The organism is Halorubellus sp. JP-L1 (genome assembly GCF_011440375.1).
Lineage (GTDB): Archaea > Halobacteriota > Halobacteria > Halobacteriales > Natrialbaceae > Halorubellus.
Map to the genome: position 1 here is coordinate 123,673 of NZ_JAAOIR010000005.1, position 20,196 is coordinate 143,868.

At 69.3% G+C, this 20,196-nt stretch carries 19 protein-coding genes and 1 tRNA gene; 9 read left to right on the top strand and 11 right to left on the bottom strand.

Features of this window, described 5'->3' with window-relative positions:
• The first annotated feature begins 947 nt into the window (after positions 1–947).
• Entirely contained in the window at positions 948–2,291 is a 1,344-nt protein-coding gene (locus G9C85_RS17610; RefSeq protein ID WP_166042404.1) for a tryptophanase, read from the top strand.
• A 43-nt stretch (positions 2,292–2,334) separates the two neighbouring features.
• On the opposite strand, the gene G9C85_RS17615 is transcribed toward G9C85_RS17610, so the two are convergent.
• Positions 2,335–2,994: a metallophosphoesterase gene (locus G9C85_RS17615; protein ID WP_166042406.1), complete on the bottom strand. Its 660-nt coding sequence runs from the start codon at positions 2,992–2,994 to the stop codon at positions 2,335–2,337.
• Between the two features lie 147 nt (positions 2,995–3,141).
• Here G9C85_RS17615 and G9C85_RS17620 point away from each other — a divergent pair, with 147 nt between their 5' ends.
• Both G9C85_RS17620 and G9C85_RS17625 read left to right on the top strand, forming a co-directional pair.
• Complete coding sequence (locus tag G9C85_RS17620; RefSeq protein WP_166042407.1) at positions 3,142–4,014, top strand: SDR family oxidoreductase; 873 nt, start codon at positions 3,142–3,144, stop codon at positions 4,012–4,014.
• The gene (locus G9C85_RS17625; RefSeq protein ID WP_166042409.1) at positions 4,014–5,105 is read left to right on the top strand and encodes a patatin-like phospholipase family protein; all 1,092 of its coding nucleotides are present in this window, start codon (positions 4,014–4,016) and stop codon (positions 5,103–5,105) included. Before G9C85_RS17620 ends, G9C85_RS17625 begins: the two co-directional genes overlap by 1 nt.
• Before the next feature lie 79 nt (positions 5,106–5,184).
• Here the strand turns inward: G9C85_RS17625 and G9C85_RS17630 are convergent, their stop codons facing one another.
• On the bottom strand, positions 5,185–5,766 hold the full coding sequence (locus tag G9C85_RS17630; RefSeq protein ID WP_166042410.1) for an IMP cyclohydrolase: 582 nt from the start codon (positions 5,764–5,766) through the stop codon (positions 5,185–5,187).
• A 161-nt stretch (positions 5,767–5,927) separates the two neighbouring features.
• Here G9C85_RS17630 and G9C85_RS17635 point away from each other — a divergent pair, with 161 nt between their 5' ends.
• Positions 5,928–6,491: a homing endonuclease associated repeat-containing protein gene (locus tag G9C85_RS17635; RefSeq protein ID WP_166042412.1), complete on the top strand. Its 564-nt coding sequence runs from the start codon at positions 5,928–5,930 to the stop codon at positions 6,489–6,491.
• Between the two features lie 66 nt (positions 6,492–6,557).
• Positions 6,558–6,630, top strand: a tRNA-Gln gene (locus G9C85_RS17640).
• Positions 6,631–6,722: 92 nt separating this feature from the next.
• On the opposite strand, the gene G9C85_RS17645 is transcribed toward G9C85_RS17640, so the two are convergent.
• The 5 genes from G9C85_RS17645 to G9C85_RS17665 all read right to left on the bottom strand — a co-directional run bounded on the left by G9C85_RS17645 (position 6,723) and on the right by G9C85_RS17665 (position 11,843).
• On the bottom strand, positions 6,723–6,875 hold the full coding sequence (locus G9C85_RS17645; RefSeq protein ID WP_166042414.1) for a hypothetical protein: 153 nt from the start codon (positions 6,873–6,875) through the stop codon (positions 6,723–6,725).
• Positions 6,876–6,939: 64 nt separating this feature from the next.
• The gene (locus G9C85_RS17650; RefSeq protein ID WP_166042416.1) at positions 6,940–8,331 is read right to left on the bottom strand and encodes an NADH:flavin oxidoreductase; all 1,392 of its coding nucleotides are present in this window, start codon (positions 8,329–8,331) and stop codon (positions 6,940–6,942) included.
• A gap of 98 nt (positions 8,332–8,429) precedes the next feature.
• Positions 8,430–9,008, bottom strand: coding sequence for a KEOPS complex subunit Cgi121 (gene cgi121 / locus G9C85_RS17655; protein WP_166042418.1), 579 nt, complete (start codon positions 9,006–9,008; stop codon positions 8,430–8,432).
• Positions 9,008–11,296 (bottom strand): ATP-dependent DNA helicase, encoded by a 2,289-nt coding sequence (locus G9C85_RS17660; RefSeq protein WP_166042419.1) that lies wholly within the window; start codon positions 11,294–11,296, stop codon positions 9,008–9,010. Before G9C85_RS17660 ends, cgi121 begins: the two co-directional genes overlap by 1 nt.
• 76 nt (positions 11,297–11,372) lie before the next feature.
• Positions 11,373–11,843 carry a hypothetical protein gene (locus G9C85_RS17665; protein WP_166042421.1) on the bottom strand — a complete coding sequence of 157 codons (471 nt, stop codon included), beginning with the start codon at positions 11,841–11,843 and terminating at the stop codon, positions 11,373–11,375.
• A 130-nt stretch (positions 11,844–11,973) separates the two neighbouring features.
• Between G9C85_RS17665 and htpX the strand changes: the two genes are divergently transcribed.
• Positions 11,974–12,858 (top strand): zinc metalloprotease HtpX, encoded by an 885-nt coding sequence (gene htpX, locus G9C85_RS17670; RefSeq protein WP_166042422.1) that lies wholly within the window; start codon positions 11,974–11,976, stop codon positions 12,856–12,858.
• A gap of 33 nt (positions 12,859–12,891) precedes the next feature.
• Here the strand turns inward: htpX and G9C85_RS17675 are convergent, their stop codons facing one another.
• From G9C85_RS17675 to G9C85_RS17690, 4 genes are all read right to left on the bottom strand, one after another.
• Positions 12,892–14,523, bottom strand: a complete 1,632-nt coding sequence (locus tag G9C85_RS17675) for an aryl-sulfate sulfotransferase (RefSeq protein WP_166042424.1) — start codon at positions 14,521–14,523, stop codon at positions 12,892–12,894.
• Positions 14,524–14,636: 113 nt separating this feature from the next.
• Complete coding sequence (locus G9C85_RS17680; protein ID WP_166042425.1) at positions 14,637–15,347, bottom strand: type 1 glutamine amidotransferase; 711 nt, start codon at positions 15,345–15,347, stop codon at positions 14,637–14,639.
• Positions 15,348–15,538: 191 nt separating this feature from the next.
• On the bottom strand, positions 15,539–16,309 hold the full coding sequence (locus G9C85_RS17685; RefSeq protein WP_166042427.1) for an alpha/beta fold hydrolase: 771 nt from the start codon (positions 16,307–16,309) through the stop codon (positions 15,539–15,541).
• A 139-nt stretch (positions 16,310–16,448) separates the two neighbouring features.
• Positions 16,449–17,681 carry a glycosyltransferase family 87 protein gene (locus G9C85_RS17690; protein WP_166042429.1) on the bottom strand — a complete coding sequence of 411 codons (1,233 nt, stop codon included), beginning with the start codon at positions 17,679–17,681 and terminating at the stop codon, positions 16,449–16,451.
• 172 nt (positions 17,682–17,853) lie between these two features.
• Between G9C85_RS17690 and G9C85_RS17695 the strand changes: the two genes are divergently transcribed.
• From G9C85_RS17695 to G9C85_RS17705, 3 genes are all read left to right on the top strand, one after another.
• Positions 17,854–19,017 (top strand): HD domain-containing protein, encoded by a 1,164-nt coding sequence (locus G9C85_RS17695; protein ID WP_166042430.1) that lies wholly within the window; start codon positions 17,854–17,856, stop codon positions 19,015–19,017.
• 385 nt (positions 19,018–19,402) lie between these two features.
• A complete protein-coding gene (locus G9C85_RS17700; protein WP_166042432.1) occupies positions 19,403–19,609 on the top strand; it encodes a hypothetical protein in 207 nt (68 codons plus the stop codon).
• The gene (locus tag G9C85_RS17705; RefSeq protein WP_166042433.1) at positions 19,606–20,154 is read left to right on the top strand and encodes a DUF421 domain-containing protein; all 549 of its coding nucleotides are present in this window, start codon (positions 19,606–19,608) and stop codon (positions 20,152–20,154) included. The genes G9C85_RS17700 and G9C85_RS17705 overlap by 4 nt, the downstream gene beginning before the upstream one ends.
• Positions 20,155–20,196 lie beyond the last annotated feature (42 nt).

The following is a 20,196-nucleotide window of genomic DNA, read 5'->3' on the forward strand; positions in this document are numbered from 1 at the left end:
ATGTCGAGACACGGGTAATGGTAACTGTAACTAACGCTGATCGGGACGAACCAATCCTTAATTCAGAGATTGCGACTGTTTCTGGTGGAGATCAAGTAGTTGTGAGTGACGACATCCCCCGACAGAACGGTCATGTAGTCACCGTATCTGTAGATATTGACAATCAGCCCTCTAATCAGTTAGAGTGGGAGCAAGTCAGTGAACCACTTCATGTCGTTATTCACCGGGGTGACATTGTATTTACTGTTGAACCGCCGGGTTAGCGACTACCAGTCCAGCCTGTACTGAGCGATTCGTGAGTCCCCTGTCTCTACAAGTCATTGACGAGGTGAAATACGTTCCCTGGCGCTTTGATCTCCCCCGTTCGCTCGACCCGCCGCGACCGCACCGCAGCCACCCCTCCCCAGCCGACTCGCTCGCCGACTCCCTCCGGTCGTCGCCTCGTTCCTCCAGCGTGAGACCAAGCTCTCACTGGCTCCCGTTCGCTTCACTCGCGGGAACCTCGCGCAGTATCGACGCAGTCGCGCTCCCCTCGGCTCGCGGCCTTCGGCCGCTCGCCACCGAGGCGACGGAGTCGCCTCGCTTCGCTCGCGCGACTGCGACACCGCGCGCCAGTCGGAGCTCTCGTGTTCGATTGGAACACGCTCTCACGCTCGATTCGACCGCTAATTTCGGCCGCGAGCAGCGCGCGCAGTTCCGCGTGCGTTGCGAGCAGGGGGAGGGTAGGCGCGGTGCGGTCGCGGTGGCAGAGTCGTCATGGGGGCAGTGCGGTCACGGTGGCAGAGTTGTCGCGGTGGCAGTGCGGTCGCGGGCGAGGGATGCCGGCGTCGCGATGGGTCGTCTGTCCCGACGCCCGGTTCCAGTATCAGGCACTCGCGTACAGTAGTGTGCGTCGTCGGTCACGTGCCGTCAACAATCTTGTTCGGGGTTCCGGCCCTCTCTAGGGTATGGTCAGGTACAAGTCGAAGATGGTCGAGCGCATTCACTTGCCGGCGCGCGAGGAACGAGAGCGGAACCTCGCGGACGCGGGCTACAACGTCTTCAATCTGGACGCGCGCGACGTCTTCGTCGACCTCCTCACGGACTCGGGAACGGGAACGATGACGGACTCGCAGTGGGCGGCGCTGATGCGCGGCGACGAGGCGTACGCGGGCAGTCGGAGCTTCGAGGAACTCGAATCCGCGGTCGCGGACGTCATGGGGTTCGAGCACGTCGTCCCCGCGCACCAGGGTCGCGGGGCGGAGAACGTCCTCTACTCGGCGCTGCTCGACTCTGGCGACGTCGCGCTGAACAACACGCACTTCGACACGACGCGAGCGCACGTCGCGAACCAGGGCGCGGACGCCGTCGACTGTCCGGTCGACGAAGCGCACGACCCGGACGCCGACGCCGACTTCAAGGGGAACTTTTCCGTCGAGAAGGCCCGCGAGTACGTCGACGAGCACGGCGCGGATTCGGTACCCGTCGTCATCCTCACGATCACGAACAACTCCGCGGCCGGCCAGCCCGTCAGCGTCGAGAACACGCGCCGAGCAGCCAACTTCGCCGACGAGATCGACGCGACGTTCGTCCTGGACGCGTGCCGGTTCGCGGAGAACGCGTACTTCGTCACCGAACGCGAGGACGAGTACGCCGACGCGACGGTTGCCGCGGTCGCGCGCGAACAGCTGAGCTACGCCGACGCGATCGTGATGAGCGGGAAGAAGGACGGCCTCGTGAACATCGGCGGGTTCGTCGCGACCGACGACGACGCGCTCTACGAGCAGACGAAACAGCTCGGGATCCTCTACGAGGGCTTCCCGACGTACGGCGGAATGGCGGGCCGCGACGTCGCCGCGATGGCAGTCGGCCTCCGGGAGGCGGTCGAACCCGGATACACCGAGGACCGCGTCGGGCAGGTGCAGGCGCTCGGCGAGGCACTCGCCGCGCGCGGCATCCCCGTCTTCGAACCGATCGGGGGGCACGCCGTCTACCTCGAGGCGAACGCGTTCCTCCCGCACCTCGACCGCGAGGAATTCCCCGGCCAGTCGCTCGTCTGCGAGCTCTACCGCGAGGGCGGCGTGCGCGCGGTCGAACTCGGCGAGCTCGCGTTCCCCGCCGCCGACCGACCCGAACTCGTCCGTATGGCCGTCCCCCGACGCACCTACCACCGGGAGCACGTGGAGCACGTCGTCGACACCGTCGCCGCCGTCCACGACCGCCGCGACGACGTGACGGGCCTCGAGATCGTCGACGAACCCGAAATGGCGGAGATACGCCACTTCACCGCCGAACTCCAGCCCGTCGAGTGACCGAACCACGCGAGATGGCTCGGTGGCATCACTCGCCTAGCGACTACTCGCCGCGTTCGAGTCGCGCGCCGATGCGCTCGGGGAGGCCCGCGTCGTGGACCGCCTCCTGCACCGCGTCGACGTCGTACTCGACGCGGCGTTCGTCGATCGTCATCGCGTCCAGGTCCAGGAGCGCGTACGCCGCCCGCGGGTCGCCGTCGCGGGGCTGCCCGACGCTCCCGGGGTTCATCACGATGCCGTCGCCGTACTTCTCGTGGTGCTGGACGTGCGTGTGGCCCATGACGAGGACGTCCTCGTCGTCGAGGAGGCGCGGCGAGAACTCGTGGGGTCGCGTGTAGTGGTCGGGGTCGTCGGGATGGCCGTGGACGATCTTCACTCGACCGCCGGCGGCGAGGCGTTCCTCGGGGAGTTCCGCGAGGTACTCGAAGTGCTCGTCGTCGAGGACGTCGCGCGCGTACTCGACGCCAGCGTTCGCCATGCTGTTGAAGCCGAATCCAGAGTCTCGGACGACCGCGCGGTCGTGGTTCCCCATGACCGCCGTCGCGCCCTCGCGTCGAACGGCGTCGACGCACTCCCCCGGCCACGGCCCGTACCCGACGACGTCGCCCGCACAGAGTACGCCAGCGACGCGCGGCACGTCCTCGAGCACCGCATCGAGCGCGACGCGGTTCCCGTGGACGTCCGAGATGACGGCGACTTGCATACCCCGCCACTACGACGGGTTCGGGTTTCAGTCTCCCGGTGACAGTTCATGCAAGCACGTCGCTGCAGCCCAGTCAGCGCGCAAGCTGAGCGCTCCGCACCCAGACTGGAGGTAGTTTCTTCCCGTCGGCGAGCGCGTCTCTAGCCGATGACCGACGACGACTTCGCTCCGGCCGCCGTCTCGCACGAGAACGTCATGACCGTCGCGGACGACCGGTTCGCGCCCGGGAACGTCGCAATCGTCACCGGTGCCGCGTCGGGCATCGGACGCGCGACGGCGGTCGCGCTCGCCGCGAACGGCCTGACGGTGCTCGCGACCGACCTCGACGAGGACGGTCTCGCCGACGCCGTCGAGCGCGCCGACGAGATCGGCGTCGACGGGTCGGTCGAGACCCACGAGGCGGACCTGACGAACGACGACGACATTGAGGGGATCGTCGACGCCGCCGCCGAACTCGGCGACGTGCGGTTCGTCGCGAACATCGCGGGCCTCCAGCACATCGACCCGATCGACGAGTTCCCCGTCGAGAAGTTCGACCTCATGCACCAAGTCATGCTCCGTGCGCCGTTCCTCCTCGCGAAGCACGCGATGCCGCACATCCGCGAGAGCGGGTCGGAAGCAGCGGGAACGAGCGGGACCGGCGCGATCGGGAACATGGCGAGCATTCACGGCCACACCGCGACCGAGGACAAGGCCGCGTACATCTCCGCGAAGTTCGGCCTCCGGGGGCTCACGCAGGCGATCGCGGCCGAAGGCGACGGCACCCTCCGCGCGTTCTCGGTGTCGACGGGGTACGTGAAGACGCCGCTCGTCACCGAGCAGATCCCCGACACCGCCGCAGAACGCGGCATCAGCGAACAGGAGGTCGTGGAGGACGTCATGCTCGGCGACGCGAAGGTCAAGGAGATGATGGAACCCGTCGAGGTCGCGAACCTCTTCGTCCTCGGGTTCAGCGAGCACGCCCGCCACCTCGACGGCGGCGACCTCACGTGGGACGGCGGCCACCTCTACACGTACTGATGGCGGACGAACCGGCCGCCCAGGACGTGGAAGCGGACGAATCAGTCGAAGACAGATCGAGCGAAGACGACCCCGGTGCGACGCGCGTCGCCATCGCGTGCCAGGGCGGCGGCAGCCACACCGCGTTCACCGCGGGCGCGCTCCAGTCGCTGCTCGCGGACGCGGAGACGAACGTCGTCGGGCTCTCGGGGACGAGCGGCGGCGCGATCTGCGCGACCGCGGCGTGGTACGGACTCCTCGCCGAGGACGAGACGCCAGCGAGCGTCCTCGACGCCGTCTGGACGGACGTCGCCGCTCGCTCGCCGCTCGACCGCGCGCTGAACGCGTGGACGGTCTGGGGGAGTACGATCGAAGCGTCGGGGTTCCCGACGCCGAGCGTGAGTCCGTACCATAACCCTGCGGCCGGTATCGCCCAGAAGCACCTCCGGCGTGCGCTCGCCGACAACGTCGACTTCGACCGGTTCGCCGACCTCGCCACCGAGGACGCACCACGGCTCGTCGTCGGTACCGTCGACGTCGAAGGCGGCGCGTTCGAGACGTTCGCCGACGGTGACGTCACCGCCGACGCCGTCCTCGCCTCGACCGCCATCCCCGAACTCTTCCCCGGCGTCGAGATCGACGGACACGTCCACTGGGACGGAGTCTTCTCGCACAACCCGCCGATCAACGCCCTGATGAACGTCGACCGGGAGCGCAAGCCCGAGGAGCTCTGGATCGTCCAGATCAACCCCGACGGCGCCAGCGAGAACCCGACGTCGCTCCGCGAGATACAGGACCGCCGGAACGAACTCGCCGGGAACCTCTCCCTCAATCAGCAACTGCACCTCGTCCGGCGCGTCAACGACTGGCTCGACGCCGGCCACCTCCCGGAGAGCGACTTCCAGACCGTGAAGATCCGCCGCATGGAACTCGACCGCGACCTGTCGTACGCGACGAAGCTCGACCGCGACGCCGACTTCCTCGACGACCTCCGCGACCTCGGCGCCGACGCCGCCGCCGAGTTCTGCGACCGCCGAGAGGCTGGGGACGTCGACGAGCACTTCCACGTCGACGCCACCGCGATACACGACGCTCACGCCGACGACGACTGACTACGTCAGTCTGGCAACCGGACGCAGTCGGTGACGACGACTGACGCGGTCCGTGACCGCTCGGACCGCCAGCCGACGCTCAGCCGTTGTGAACCGCGGTCTCGAACCCGTCGCCGTCGCGCGAGACGCCGGCCGCGCAGACCGCGTGCTCGAACTCGAGGTCGTACGCGTCACGGGCCGCACTCGCCGCGTCCGCCGCGTCGAACGCGAACGCCTCCGGTGCGTCCCTCTCGTAGGTCGCGACGATCGTCGACTCCTCGACCGCCCGCACCAGCACGGCGTCCCGACGCACGATCCCGACGTACGCGTCGCCTGCGTCGTCGAGCACGCCCGCGACGCGCGGTGTGTCGTAGTCGTCCTTCTCGAAGTCCAGCGCCAGCAGCACGGACGCCAGCGCGTCCCGCGCCGGATACCCGAGGTCGAGCTTCTCCACGACCGGATCGACGTGCGAGCCGTTCCCCAGCACCGCTTGCGCGCCGTCTGTCGTCGTCCGCACGCAGTTGTACTCCACGTAGGGGTTGTCCGTCTCCTCGGCGTCCGCCGTCGGCCCCACCGTCAACGCCGCGTCGCGCTCGCGGATCTCCCGGTTCGGGAACGACCGCGAGGACACTCGATACGCCGCCACGTCCGGACCGACGACAACGAACCGTCCCACGTACATACACGACCGTGCGCAACTATCGACCTAATAGGCGTCGATATGTGCACGAACGAGCGTCGCTGGATGATTTTGCCGCGTGACAGTTCCACTCAGAAGCGCCATCCTACTCTACTTTCACTCCACCCGGCCACCTTTATTACGAATAAAATAGAACGAATACTATGGCCGACGAAGCCGACTGCGTCACCGCGCTCCGCGAAGCCGCCCACCGCCTCGGCGAGTCCCCGACCAGAGCACAGTACGACGAACTCGGGCTTACACCAGCTGGACCTACGATCCAACGTACCTTCGGCGGCTGGAACGCCGCCAAACGAGCGGCAGACCTCGAAACGTACGACCAGGGTGGGGGTGCGGATCCGACACCTGACCCGAAACCGGACGACGTCACGTTGCCCGACGGCGTGGAGTGGGTGTCGCTGACTGCAAACCAGCGCTGGTACTACAAGAACCGTGAGTACGACATCGAACGGCGCGAAGAGCGCCGGCAGGAACTCCAGGCGTGGGTTCGCGAGCAGAAGGCGGAAAGCGACGGCTGCGAACGGTGCGAGGAAGCCCACCCTGCGACACTCGAGTACCACCACCCCGGGGAGAAGTTCAAATCGATCTCACGCATGGTGAGGGACGGGCACTCGCGGGATCGTATGCTCAAGGAGATGTCGCGATGCGAACTTCTCTGTGCGAACTGTCACCGAAAGCTCCACGACGAAGCGCTAGAGAGCGCCTGAGGGCTCGCCCCTCTGTCGGTTCGATGCGACAGGCATAAATATACGCCTGCACCTACGTTGATCCGTAGTCCCATGGGGTAGCGGCCAATCCTGAAGCCTTCTGGGGGCTTCGACCGCAGTTCGAATCTGCGTGGGACTACTTCTCGCCGTTCGATACGAACCACTACGCCGTCGTGCGTTTCTCCAGTCGAAACGAAGGGGTCTAGCGGTGGGTTCGGGTTGGTCGAGTGGTCAGTCCTGGGCGTGGTCCATGAGGCACGGGATCGAGCAGTAGTAGTGCCGTATCTGTTGGGTTTCGCCCTTGTACTCCATGGGTTTCACGACCTGGACGTGCGTGTCTTCTTGGTCGTCGATGTCGGCCATGCAGACGTTGCATTGCGGCATTGGTGGATCCCCCCTTGTGGGCTGCTAACTGGATACGTACGATATGGTGTCAGGGGTTATCGGTTTATCGGCCCGACACGTCGCCATCCTCGGCTTCTGAGCCGTCTACGGCCTGTTCTTCCAGGGTGTACGCGCCGCGTTTCTCGAGGCGGCCGCGTTCGCGGAGGACGCTCGGCGTCCGGCAGACGCCACGTTCGCCGGTGGCTTGTGGGACGGTGCAGTTGTTGCAGGACTCGCAGACGACGTGGACGTCGGGGGTGACGTGGTCGCGGTCGGGGGCGTCGAGGAGGCGGGCGGCGAGGCGGGGTTCGGCGTAGAACGGGCGGGCCATGCCGACGGCGTCCGCTGCTGGAGGGTCGCTGGAGTCGCCGTCGGACCCGAGCAGGCGGTCCATCTCGCCGCGCTCGCGGACGCCGCCCTCGCAGAGGACGGGGACGTCGACGCGGTTGCGGACGCGCCGGCAGAAGTCGGCGTTCCACGGCGCGTCGAAGTCCATGCGGCGGGCTTGGAGGCGGTTGAGGGCGCGAACCGAGAGTGCGCGCCATCGGCTCCCGAACGCGTCGGCGTACGCGTCCTGGAGCGAGTCGTCGGTCCACGCGCGCTTCGGGTAGGCGCCGCGGACGATGCTCATGTCCCAGAAGACGTTCGTCTGGACGGGTACCACGGCGTCGTACCCGTAGTCGGCGAGGCGCTCGGCGAGTGCGACGCCGTCCCGAAGGTCGAGGTGCCGGGGGACGAGCCGCGGAGCGGGCGTCTCGGCGGGGACCTTCGTGACGACGGGGACGTCACCGGCCCGGGACCGGATCTCGTCGAGGACGAGCTCGAAGAACGCGCCGCGGTCGCCGAAGCGGTCGTCGCGGCGGTTGTAGAACGGCGTCGCGAACTGGTGGAGGAGTCCCATGTTGGCGCCGGCGAGGTGGATGCCGTCGTAGCCGGCGTCCGCGCACCGTCGCGCCGCCTGGCCGAAGTCCGCCGCCAGTTCCTTGACTTCGCTCGTGGTCATGACGTGGGGGTCGTAGTCGAGGAAGCCGACGCGATCGAGCGCGCGAAGCTGCCAGGGCGGCTGGGAGACCGCGAGCTGGCGGAGGTCGGGGTGCTCGCGTCGGTAGTCGGCGTGCCAGGTCTCCATCGACCGGAGGCCGCCGTGCTCGAGCTGGACGAAGATCTTCGCGCCGTGGTCGTGGATGGCGTCGGTGAGTGCGGCGAGGCGCGAGACGAAGTCGTCGTCGTGGACGCGCGTCATCCCGGGCGCGGCGCAGCCGCCGTCGCCGCGGACGATGGTCGCGCCCTGGAAGACGAGGCCGACGCCGCTCGCCGCCGCGGGTTCCAGGTCCGCGATCAGCGTCTCGACGGCGTCCGGGCCGTTCCCCGCGCACTCCAGTAGCGGCGCGCGATAGAGGCGGTTTGGGACGGTGACGCTCCCTATTTCGAGGGAGTCCTCGAGTTGCGCGCCCATAGGTACTCCTTCGAGTGCGGTCGGGTGAAGGTTACGCCGCCGTCGCTCGCGGCCGGAACCGTTCGACTCGTCGTCCGCTCCGCAGCGTCGCGAGGCGGTCAGTGGTCGATCGACAGCAGGACGACGCGCTCGCGGACGAGGTCGGCGAGGGGGGCGTCGGTTGCTGTCAGTTCGCGGTCGCCGACGTCGAAGAACTCGCGGACGCGCTCGCGGTCGGTCGCCGCGAACGTCTCGCCCGCGTCGAGCGACTGCGGCGCGTCGAGGAGGTCCGCGACTGCGGTCGCGCACTCGCGTTCGGCGTCGCGCTCTTCCCGGGCCGTGTCGCTGTCGTTCTGGCCCGTGTCGCGCTCGTCGAGGGGCGCGTCGGGGAAGTCGGTCGCGACGACGACCGCGACATCGTGCTCGCCCTCGCTGACGCCCATCGCGAGCGCGCGGTCGATCTGGCGGCGGCCGGCGGCGTACAGGAGCACCTCGACGGCGGGGTCCCGGGCGATGGCGTCCCCGCGGCGGTGGGCGCGAGCGGCGTACCGGAGCGCGGTCGCGAGGTGCTCGCGCCCGGCGACGTAGCGGGCGTCGAACGCCTGCACGACGCAGTCGTGGGCGTCGCCGACGTCGCCGAGCGCGGCGACGAATCCGTCGAGGTCGTCGACGACCGTGGTTCCCTCGACGACGCGCATCAGAAGTCACCCAGGCTCGCCTGATCGTCGTCGTTCCCGTCGTCGCTCGAACTGCTCGCGCTCTCGCTACTGGCGCCGCTCGCAGTCGTCGCCGCGACGACCTCGTCGGGGGCGTCGTCGACGCTGACGTCGTCCATCGACGCGTCCTGCCGGCCGGCGTTCTCGAGGACGGTCTCGGCGGTCTTCTCGCGGCCGTCGAGCGCGGCGAGCACCGTCGCCTTCGGCGCCTCTCGGAGGTCCGCGCGCGTCTCGATGCCCGCGTCGAACAGCCGCCGCGCGCGCTTCCGCCCGACCTCGCGGACGCCCACGAGGTCCAGGAGTTCCTCCCGTACGCCGTCCTCCACGCGCTTTCTCGCCTCGCGGACGCCGACGACGACGTCCCCGCCGAGGTCCAGTTCCGTCGCGAGCGACTCCGCCGCCCCCAGCAGCCACTCCGCGGTCTCGGTCTTCCCACGGACGTCGCCGGGGCCGACGCCGTAGCGCTGCGTGATCGTATCCTCGTCGAGTTCGCTCGCCCAGTCCTCCATGAGTCGCGCCGTCTTCAGTGCACTCAGCCAGTCCTCGAAGCGCGCGTCCTCGAACTCGCTCGGTGCGGGGCCGAGGAACTCCTGCTCGCGCTCGTAGAACTCCTCCGTGTACTGCTCGCGGTCCCCGGACTTCAGGTAGAGCTGGTACATGTCCGGCGTCCGACTCACGAGGTGGAACAGGGCGAGCGCGGTCGGCTTCCCATCGGCCGCTTTGAGGCCGTCGACGATCTCCGCGGCGCTCATCGGGTCGAGGTAGAGTCGAGAGACGGTGTGTCCGAGGCCGGTCGCGGCAAGTTCGTCGCCGTCCCGCGTCACGAAGTCGTTCGTCTCGAGGTAGCGCAGGACGTCGTCGAGCAGCGCCTCCAGTCGGTTCGGGTCCTCCTCCTGGACCGCGTACAGGGTCTCGCGGAGGAACTCGAGGAGCGCGCTCCGCGAGCGCGCGAACCCGCTCGCTACGGTGGAGAGGACGTGCATCCGCAAGGCGGGTTCGGCGACGAGCTTCGACCGGAGCTCCTCGGGGTCGGCGCGCACGTACTCCTCGCTGAGTCGTTCGAGGTCCTCGTGGCTCTTCGCGAGCAACACCGCTTCGCCGTAGGGGTCGAGGCCGGGCCGTCCAGCGCGCCCCATCATCTGGTGGACCTCCAGTACCGGAAGGGGCTCCATGCCGCTGCCGGTATAGCGCTGCCAGTCCCGGACGACGACGCGGCGCGCGGGCGTGTTCACGCCCGCTGCCAGGGTCGGCGTCGCGCTCACCGCCTTGAGCGTCCGTGCGCGGAAGGCGTCCTCGACCAGGCTCCGGTGCTCGCTCGCCAGTCCCGCGTGGTGGAACGCCGCCCCGTTGGCGACCGCGTCCGCGAGGTCGTCGCTCGTCTCCGTGTCGCTCACGTCCCGGATATCCGCGGCCAGTTCCTCGCAGCGCTCGCGCTCGTCGTCGGTGAGGAACGGCGCGACGGTGTCGCCGAGGCGACGCGCAGCGGCCTCGGCGTTCCGCCGCGAGTTCACGAACACGAGCGACGACCCGCCGTCTTCCAAAGCGTCGCGGACCAGCGCCATCTCCGCCTTCTCGCCGCTGCGTACGCGAACCTCGCGCTCCTCGTCGTCGCCGTCGAAGTGCAGCGCCGACCCGTAGTGCACGCCCTTCTTCAGCTCGATCGGCCGCCAGTCCGAGTCCACGAGTTCGGCGTCCAGCCACTCCGCGACCACGTCCGCGTTCCCGACGGTCGCCGACAGCGCGACCACCTGAAGGTCGCTCGTCAACTGGCGGAGCTTCGCGAGCGTCACCTCCAGCGTCGGCCCGCGCTCGCGGTCGTCCACGAGGTGGACCTCGTCCGCGACCACGCACGAGACGTCCCCGAGCCAGCTGGCGTTGTTCCGCACGAGCGAGTCCACCTTCTCGCTCGTCGCGACGACGACGTCCTTCTCGGCGAGCCACTCGCTCGTCCCCTCGTAGTTCCCCGTCGACACCCCGATGTCGACGCCGAACGCCTCGAACTCGCGGAACTCCTCGGCCTTCTCGCTCGCGAGCGCCCGCAGCGGCACGATGTACAGCGCCGTCCCGCCCTCGGCGACCTTCGACAGCATCGCCATCTGCGCGACGAGCGTCTTCCCGCTCGCCGTCGGCACGCTCGCCACCACGTTCGCGCCCTCGGTGACGCCCGCCTCCACGGCCTCGCTCTGGGGCGGGTACAGCTCCTCGATGCCGTCGTCGTGCAGTTGCTCGCGGAAGGCATCGGGGAGGTTCGGCACGTCGGCGACCTTCATTGCACTTCGCTTGGTGCCTCCCCCGGTTTAAATTGTCGTCCGAGCGTCGGTGCGGGCCCCCGCCACGACCGACGGGTTACAGCCCGCCGAAGAGGCGAGCGCTCGCGAGCGCGCCGACGACGCCGCCGACGAGCGGCGCGTACGCGACGGGCGCGAGGACGGCGGTGACGAGGGCGACGACGACGCCGACGAGGTACACGTCGAACCACGGCGGGTCGCCGTCGTTGACCGCGGCGTACGTCACCTCCGGGGCGGCCGTCGGCGCGAACCCGGGGCCGATGTCGTTTTTCACCTCGCCCGTGGTCACCTCCTGGAGGCGGTAGACGCGGTACGTCAGGAAGGCCGTGAATCCCGCGAGGAACAGCCCCAGGAGCGTGCCGACGAGCACGCCCGCGTAGAACGTCCCCGCGACCTCGCTGGCGAGGACGACGACGCCCGTGATCGCCGGTGGGGCCGCGACGACCGTGATGCCGCTGACGACCCCGAGCACCACGGCGGTGACGACCGCGATGCTCCGTTCGACGACCCCGACCCCGCGAGCGCCCATTCATTGCATGTTGATAGAGTTAACATACAAATCTTTTCCTCCGGAAGTCCTCGCGCCTCCGGCACCTGCTCGCAGCGAGCCAAACCGGGACATACCCGGACTTATCCGGTCGCGTCGCGTAGTTCGACGCATGCAGTGGAAGACAGACTGGGGGTTGCAGACGCGCATGGGACTGACGATGTTCCTGCTGTTCGCGGTCTACGTCGCGTTCGCCGCCGGTCTCACCTACGCCCTCGACGCCTCCATCTGGGTCGTCGCCCTCGCGCTCGGCGCGTTCACGCTCGCGCAGTACTTCTTCAGCGACCGCCTCGCGCTCTACGGCATGGGCGCGAAGGAGGTGAGTCGCGAGGAGTACCCCGAGCTGTACGCGTCCGTGCAGCGACTCAGCCAGCAGGCGGACCTCCCGATGCCGACCGTCGCGGTCGCCGACACCAGCACGCCGAACGCGTTCGCGACCGGCCGGAACCGGAAGAACGCGACCGTCTGCGTCACCACCGGCCTCATGCGGACGCTCGACCGCGACGAACTCGACGGCGTCGTCGCGCACGAGCTCGCGCACATCAAGAACCGCGACGTCCTCGTCATCACCGTCGCCTCCTTCCTCTCCAGCCTCGCGTTCCTCATCGTCCGCTGGGGCGCGTTCTTCGGCGGCGGCCGCCGCGGCGGCCGGAACGGCGGCGGTGGCGTCGTCGTCGCCATCCTCGTGTCGCTGGTCGTCTGGATCGTGAGCTTCCTCCTCATCCGACTGCTGTCGCGGTACCGCGAGTACGCCGCCGACCGCGGCGGCGCGGCCATCACCGGCCAGCCGAGCGCGCTCGCGTCCGCGCTCCTGAAGATCAGCGGCGAGATGGAGAAGGTCCCGACGCAGGACGCCCGCGAGCAGGCGGAGATGAACGCGTTCTTCATCATCCCCGTCAAGAAGGGGTTCGTCGGAAGCCTGTTCCGTACCCATCCCTCGACGGAGAAGCGCGTCGAGCGCCTCCGCGACCTCGAACGCCAGCTCGAATCGCGCTGACACCGTCAGTTCGCGGTCGGCGTCTCGCGTGGCTCAGCCAGCGATCCGCGTGCGGAGTCGACCGACGGCGAACGCGAGCACGTCCACGACCGCGGCGACGCCGACCGCACCGATGACCGCGAGCATCGCCATCTCGACCGTCCCGACCCAGAACGGGAGGTAGAGGAACGCGTACCCGCCGAGCCGGTCCAGCAGGCCGCCGTCGCCGGATTCGTTCTCGTCGGAGTCGCCCTCGCCGGACTCGCCGTCGCCGTCGTCCGCATCGCCGGGCGTGGAGCCCTCCCCTCCGCTGCCGGTCGCCGCGTCGGTCGGCGTCTCGGTGGCCGTCGGCGACCCGGTCGGTTCGCCAGTGGCCGTCGGCTCGCCGGTTCCCGACGGTGCGGCCGTCCCAGTCGGCGACCCGGTCGGTTCGTCCGTCGCGCCCTGCGCGGGCATCCCGTCGGGTTCCTCCGGGAGCGACACCCGGTCGGCCTCGTAGGGGATGCCGCGCTTCCCGTTCCACGCCACCTGGTACGACCACACCACCTCGCCGTCAGGCGTCACCTCGACGACCTCGTACCGGAGCGAGTTCGTGACGAGCGTGTTCCCGTTCGGGAGCCGGTCCGCGTCGCGCGGCCACAGCAGGTCGTCGTCGTACGTCCACACGACCTCGTTCGCCGAGGCGTCGACCTCGACGATGCGGTCCGCCTCCGAGTCCGCGACCACCACGTGGTCGTCCGCGACCCACATCGGGTTGTGCTGGTCGTCCAGGATCGGGTCGCGGCCCGCGACGTCCTTCCCGCTGTTCCGGGGCTCCCCGATGACCCGCTCGATGTCCTTCGTCGACCGGTTCACCTCGAGGAGGACGTCGAAGTTCCGGATGGAGAGCCCGAACGTCCCGTTCTCGAGCCTATCGATGTCGTTCATGTGCGTCCAGTCGCTCTCCGGCCGCGGCTCATCCGGGCCGCCGTACGTCTCCCAGAACTCGCTGCCGGGCCCGATGTGCTCGCGCGCCGACCACTCCCAGACGACGTCCCCGCTCTCGTTCACGACGAACGCGCGGTCGTTCCCCATGTCCGCGATCGCCGTCTCGCCGGTCGCCAGCCGATCCGCGTCGTGGACCTCGTGGTGGTTGATGAACGCGTCGTACCAGCGGTACGACCACACCACGTCCTTCGAGTCGTACTCCAGTTCGACGACGTTGTTCTTCACGCACCGATCGGGCTTGTGCTCGAGCGTCCGCTCCGGGCACTCGCTCGCCGGCAGGTGCGTCGCGTACGACACGAGCACGTTCCCGTTCTCCAGGAACTCCGCGTCGAACACGCGCGAGTCCTCGGGCGCGAACGACCACACGACGTCCCCGTCCCGTACGAGGACCGCCCGACCGTTGTTCTCGCCGAACCCGCCGTAGCTCTGGACGGTCACGAGCACGCCCGACCGGTTCCGCGTCGCCACGCTCGACTCCCCGCCGTCGGATTCGCCGTCGCCGGGATCGGTCGCGGTCGCCTCCACGTCCCCGGGCGGCGTCGCCGTCCACCGACCGTCGTCGCTCGTCGTCGACGCCGTCCCGCCAGCCGTCGCCGCCTGGAACGACAGCGCGAGCGCGAGCACGAACACCACCGCGCCGTACGCGACCACACGCGTCCGACGGCTCCGCAGCGCCGAGAGGGCCGAAGCAACGTTCACACCACCTACCAGTCGGCACGCCACTAAGTGCTTTGCAGTTCGAGACGATGCGGTCGGCCCGCGAAGGACGAGCAGGGAGTCCGAGACGGCGTCGCCGGAACCCATTGCCGGCGTCAGTCCGCGGCGACGTCGTCGGTCGCACGAGCGCGCACGAACTGCGTGAAGTTCTCGAACAGCGTCTTCGCCTCGCAGGCCGCCGCGTACTCCTCGTCCGTGATGCCCGACAGCACCGCGTCCTTTCGCTCGTCCGGTAGCTCGTCCTTCCCCTCCGTCACCGAGCGCGCAGTCGACGGATCGTACTCCGGGTGGAACTGGACGCCGAACGCGTCGCCCGTCCGGAACGCGTGGACGCCGTAGTCGTTCCGCGCCGTCTCCGTCGCCCCCGGTGGCAGTTCGACGACCGCGTCCGAGTGCGTCGTGAACACCGTGAACGCGTCGTCGACGCCCGACAGGAGCGGGTCGTCGACGCCGTCGACGCGTCGGACCTCCCGGTACCCGATCTCGTACTCGCCCATGTCCGCGACCGTCCCGCCGAGCGCGTCCGCGAGCAACTGGTGCCCCCAGCAGACGCCCAGCGCCGGCAGCCCGTGCTCGTCGACGGCCTCGCGAACCCACTCGCGGGTCGCGTCGATCCACGCCTCGTCCTCGTACACGGACGACCGCGAGCCCGTCACGACGAACGCGTCGTACTCGAAGCCCTCGGGGAGCTCGCACGCGTTCGCGTCGAACTCGACGAGGTCCGCGTCGAGCTCGCGCCGGAAGTTCCGGCGCGTGTCGGAGTCATCGTGCGCAGCGTTGACGAGAGCGATGCGTGGACGTCTCATTCACTCGAACCGAGTGGTGGAACGGAAAAAACGCTTGCGTCGCGTCGAGACGTTGCCGGTGTCGCGGACGCCGGATGCCACTCAGTCGGTAGCGGACGGCACCAGAACCGGGGTCCTGGGGGACGCCGGATGCCACTCAGTCGGTAGCGGACGGCACCAGAACCGGGGTCCTGGGGGACGCCGGACGCCACTCAGTCGGTATCATCGAGAAAGCCGAGGACGGCGTCGTTGACTGGGCGGGAGCGCTCGGCGTGGACGAAGTGGCTGGCGTCCGGGAACGACTCGCGCTCGCTCCGCGGGAGGCCGTCGGCGAGTTCCGCGGCGGCACCGTCGTCGACGAGGGGGTCGGCGCCGCCGTCGACGACGAGCGCCTCGTTGTCGATCTCGTAGAGCGCGCCGGCGTCCCAGTCCTCGAGTGCGGCACGCTGGTGCTCCCAGTCGTCGCGGTCGGCGTCTTCCATCGTGCGCCACGCCGCGACGTCGTCGAGGGCGTCCGGGTGCGCGTCGCGGAACTCGTCGCTGAACGCGCACGCGAGCGATTCGCGGCACGCCGTCTCGTCGTCGGGGTCCGCGAACAGCGGCGCCGGATCGTACGCGTCGCCGCGCGCGGCGCCCGAGAGGAGGACGACCTTCCGCGCTCGTCCCTTCCGGCGCGCGTACTCGAGCGCCACCATCGCACCGAGCCCGCACCCGACGACGTGCGTCGCGCTCGCGCCGTGGTCCTTCATGATCGCGTCGAGGTCGTTCGCGAACGTCCGCATCGACAGGTCACCCCGCGGCCGCGAGGACTCGCCTGTTCCGCGCGGGTTCCACACCACGGCCTCGTACGGGCCCGCGAGCGCCGCGTGCTGCCAGCCCCACAGCCACGCTCCCGTCCCGACGTCGGGGACGAACGCGACCGTCTCGCCGTGCCCCGTCGCCTCGTAGTACAGTTCGGTTCCGTCGCGCTCGACCGTGGGCATGCGGGCACCTCGGCCGCGAGCGGACTTGAACCCCGGCGTCTCGCTCCGCCGACTACGCGCTCGCCGACTACGCTCCGCCGATTACGCGCTCGCCGACTACGCTCCGCCGATTACGCGCTCGCCGACTACGCTCCGCCGATTACGCGCTCGCCGACGCGGTCCGACGCTCCCGGACGGCGAGGACGCACCCCGCGAGACAGAGCACGGTCCCGTACAGCGGCGGCGTCGCGAACGTGAACACCGGCGCGACCGCGTCGACCGCGACCCCGGTGGCAGCGTCGGGGAGCGGCAGTCGACGGATCGCTCGCTCGACGGTCGGCAGCGTGTACGCGGCGTTCGCGACGAGCACGCCCGCCGCGAAGACGCGCTGCGGACGCCCCTCGAGCACGTACAGCAGCGCGAGCAGCGGGAGGAACGCGAGCGGGAAGTAGACGAAGTACGACGGCAACGCCACCAGCAGCGCCGCGACGGTGACGTACGCGCCGACCAGGCGCTCCACGGGCGTCGAGACGGACCGATAGCAGTACGCCACGACGGGGACGACCGCGACGACCGCGCCGAGCGAAACGGCCCACGACGGCGCACCCGTGAACGTCACCGACAGCGGGCGGCGGAGCGTGAAGATCGCCACGCTGGGCGACATCCCGCCCGCGAGGTCGACCTGCCCCAGTCGTCCGAGGAGCGCAACGTCGACGTACCGGCGGTGGACGTCGACGCCGAACAGCGCGACGCTCGCGAGGAGCGCCCCCACACCGGCCGCGACCGCCGACCCGACGGCCTTCCACGACCTGTTCCGGAGGAACCAGAGCCCGACGGCGGCCGGGAACACCTTCACGAGCGCCGCCGCTGCCGCGGTGACGCCCGCCCGTGCGCTCTCCGAACGGTCGACCCAGACGACCGCTGCGCCGAGCGCCAGCGCCAGCGTCGGATTCACGTTCCCGTAGTAGAGCGACGGCATCACGTGGACCGAGAGCGTCGCGTAACCGACGACCAGGGCGCGGTCGAGTCGTTCGAGCGACGCGCCGTGACGCTCGGCAACCCGGAGCGCGAGCGTGCCGAGGGCGACGCCGCTCGCGACCTGCACGAGCGTGTGCAGGAGGAACCCGGGCCACGGCGACGGGAGGAGGGCGTACGGCACGAACGCCAGCGCGACCACCGGCGGGTAGAGGTAGCCGTAGGCGGGGTGACCGGGCGGTCGCGCCCCGTAGAGGTCGCCGCCCGACAGGACCGCCTCCGCCGCGTAGTAGTACACCTCGAAGTTCACGGCGAACAGCCCGGGTTTCCGGCGACTCATCGCGACCAGCGTGTACAGACCGAGCAGGATCCCGACCGCGAGCGCGACCCTGGGAAGGCGGCGCGACGACTCCGTCATCGTTCTGGGGGTCCGGACGAGAGCGAATGGGTCTTGCGGTCACCGCAGAGGAACCGACCGAACATACCGCAGCCAGCACCGGCGGGCAGCGACCGTTCCGGCCGATGGCAAGCTCCGGCGGGCAGCGACCGTTCCGCGCCCTTTTTGCACGCGCCCGGTCACCGATAGGGGTATGCGAGCGATCAAGGACAGCGTCCACGACTACATCGAGGTCGAGGGCGTCGCCGCGGACCTGCTGGACACGGAGGCGTTCCAGCGGTTGCGGCACGTCAAGCAGCTCTCGACCGTCCGCCTCGTCTACCCGAGTGCGAACCACACGCGGTTCGAGCACTCTCTGGGCGTCTACCACCTCGCGCGCAGGGCGTGCCGGCACCTCGACATCGACGGGTCGCGCGCCGAAGCGGTCCAGGCCGCCGCGCTCCTTCACGACGTCGGTCACGGCCCGTACGGGCACCAGACCGAGGGCGTCATCGAACGACGCCTCGGCCGGCATCACGACGACGTCCACGGCCTCATCGACACCGGCGAGGTCGGGCGCGTCCTCGAACGCCACGGCCTCGACACCGACGCCGTCGCCGACCGCATCGCGGGCGACGGCCAACTCGGGCAGCTCGTCTCAGGAGAACTCGACGTCGACCGCATGGACTACCTCGTCCGTGACGCCCACCACTCCGGCGTCCCCTACGGCACCATCGACCAGGGCCGACTCCTCCGGGCCTTGCGGTACGTCGACGGCGACCTCGTGCTCGCCGAGGGGAACGTCCAGAGCGCCGAATCGCTCCTCGTCGCTCGCGCACTCATGAACGCGACCGTCTACCGGCATCACGTCTCCCGCATCGCCGGCACGATGCTCGAACGCGCCTGCGAGCGGTTGCTCGACGAGACCGACCTGCACGCCGAGGACTTCGCGCGCATGACCGACGACGAACTCCTCGCCGCGCTCCGGGACTGTCCCGCGACCGCCGACGCCGCCGCACGCCTCGGGACTCGCGACCTCTACAAGCGCGCGTGCTGGCTCGAACTCGACGACGTCCCCGAGCGCGTCGTCGACGCCGACCACGCCGCGATCCGGGAGCTCGAACGCGACGTCGCCGCCGCCGCGGACCTCGACCCCGCACTCGTCCACGTCGACGTCCCCGGCCGACCGAGCATGCCCGAATCGTCCACGCGGGTCGTCGTCGACGGCGACGTCCGCCGCCTCCACGAGGAATCCCCGCTCGTCCAGGGCCTCCAGGCGTCCCAGGACGTCCAGTGGCGCGCCGGCGTCTACGCGCCCGAAGCACACACCGACGCCGTCGGCGACGCCGCCGAGAGCACCCTCGGTCTCTCCACCTGACGCCAGTGCGCGAGCGCCGCGGGCTTCCAATCGCGCATCGGGAGCGGTCACGGCCATTCAATCAGCCGATAGGTTTTTGCAAGCGGATTCCGATGACTGTCATAGGGCGAGAGCCCTGCGCGTAATCGGATCAGTCGTTGCCTCCTGACCGACACTCGGCACGCACCGAGTGACCGACTGGGATACGCCACTATCATTCCTCAACGCGCCCCCGTTCCGGGGGCGCGACCTTCCCACGCCGACAGCGACCGCACCCGGGCCGTCGCGCGGAAGCGATGCTCGACCGGAGACCCACCCCCGCAAGGCGACCCAGTCACCTGCTAGATACTCACACCCATCACCTGCAGGGGAAACGCAGTCTTCGGCGGTCTCTGTAGCGTCCCTCGTGCTTCTGACCCTCGCCACTGCGCCCATCGCGACGTCCAGCGTCCTCGACCCCGCCGACAGGACGCCACCTCCTTGCGTCCTCGACCTCGCCGACAGGACGCCACCCCCATGCGTCCTCGAACCCGTCCGCTCGGCGGAGACCCAGTTGGCCGGCGAGGAGGCGGCCGCCGACGCCCGGTACTGGCCGCCGGTGACCGACCGATGAGCGACGTCGCCTTCTTCTTCGAAGGCTGGGAGCCAATCGTGCGGATCGTGGTCGTCGGCGTCCCGATGTACGTCGCGCTCACCGTCTTCCTGCGCCTCTCGGGGAGTCGAGCGCTCGCGAACCTGCACGTGTTCGACTTCATCGTCACCGTCGCCATCGGGTCGGCGTTCGGACGAGCGCTCACCGCGACCGACGTCACCCTCGCCGAAGCAGTGGCGGCGTTCCTCCTCCTGATCTCGCTCCAGTACGTCGTCACCGTGATTCAAGCGCGATCGCCCAGGTTCGGGCGCGTCATCACGAACCAGCCGGCGCTCCTGTACTACCAGGAATGTTTCCTGCAGCGACAGATGCGAGCCAACCACGTGACGAGGGACGAACTGCTGACGGCCGTCCGGGAACACCAGATGGGGTCGATCGACGACGTCGACGCGATCGTCCTCGAATCGACCGGCGAGGTCTCGGTCGTCCGCTCGCTCGGCGACGAGTCGGCACTGGAAGGGCTGGTCCAGAACGCCTCGGGTGCGTCCCGAGGAGACGGGGGGTGAGACGGTCGTCCTCATCGGCGCCGTCCTCAGGTTCCGCCCCTA

Excerpts from the sequence above, each read along its gene's own strand:
- G9C85_RS17705 (WP_166042433.1), top strand. The coding sequence starts at position 19,606 with ATGAGCGACGTCGCCTTCTTCTTCGAAGGCTGGGAGCCAATCGTGCGG.
- G9C85_RS17645 (WP_166042414.1), bottom strand. The coding sequence starts at position 6,875 with ATGCCGCAATGCAACGTCTGCATGGCCGACATCGACGACCAAGAAGAC.
- G9C85_RS17635 (WP_166042412.1), top strand. The coding sequence starts at position 5,928 with ATGGCCGACGAAGCCGACTGCGTCACCGCGCTCCGCGAAGCCGCCCAC.
- cgi121 (WP_166042418.1), bottom strand. The coding sequence starts at position 9,008 with ATGCGCGTCGTCGAGGGAACCACGGTCGTCGACGACCTCGACGGATTC.
- G9C85_RS17610 (WP_166042404.1), top strand. The coding sequence starts at position 948 with ATGGTCAGGTACAAGTCGAAGATGGTCGAGCGCATTCACTTGCCGGCG.
- htpX (WP_166042422.1), top strand. The coding sequence starts at position 11,974 with ATGCAGTGGAAGACAGACTGGGGGTTGCAGACGCGCATGGGACTGACG.
- G9C85_RS17690 (WP_166042429.1), bottom strand. The coding sequence starts at position 17,681 with ATGACGGAGTCGTCGCGCCGCCTTCCCAGGGTCGCGCTCGCGGTCGGG.
- G9C85_RS17615 (WP_166042406.1), bottom strand. The coding sequence starts at position 2,994 with ATGCAAGTCGCCGTCATCTCGGACGTCCACGGGAACCGCGTCGCGCTC.
- G9C85_RS17695 (WP_166042430.1), top strand. The coding sequence starts at position 17,854 with ATGCGAGCGATCAAGGACAGCGTCCACGACTACATCGAGGTCGAGGGC.
- G9C85_RS17650 (WP_166042416.1), bottom strand. The coding sequence starts at position 8,331 with ATGGGCGCGCAACTCGAGGACTCCCTCGAAATAGGGAGCGTCACCGTC.
- G9C85_RS17660 (WP_166042419.1), bottom strand. The coding sequence starts at position 11,296 with ATGAAGGTCGCCGACGTGCCGAACCTCCCCGATGCCTTCCGCGAGCAA.
- G9C85_RS17625 (WP_166042409.1), top strand. The coding sequence starts at position 4,014 with ATGGCGGACGAACCGGCCGCCCAGGACGTGGAAGCGGACGAATCAGTC.
- G9C85_RS17620 (WP_166042407.1), top strand. The coding sequence starts at position 3,142 with ATGACCGACGACGACTTCGCTCCGGCCGCCGTCTCGCACGAGAACGTC.
- G9C85_RS17685 (WP_166042427.1), bottom strand. The coding sequence starts at position 16,309 with ATGCCCACGGTCGAGCGCGACGGAACCGAACTGTACTACGAGGCGACG.
- G9C85_RS17680 (WP_166042425.1), bottom strand. The coding sequence starts at position 15,347 with ATGAGACGTCCACGCATCGCTCTCGTCAACGCTGCGCACGATGACTCC.
- G9C85_RS17630 (WP_166042410.1), bottom strand. The coding sequence starts at position 5,766 with ATGTACGTGGGACGGTTCGTTGTCGTCGGTCCGGACGTGGCGGCGTAT.
- G9C85_RS17665 (WP_166042421.1), bottom strand. The coding sequence starts at position 11,843 with ATGGGCGCTCGCGGGGTCGGGGTCGTCGAACGGAGCATCGCGGTCGTC.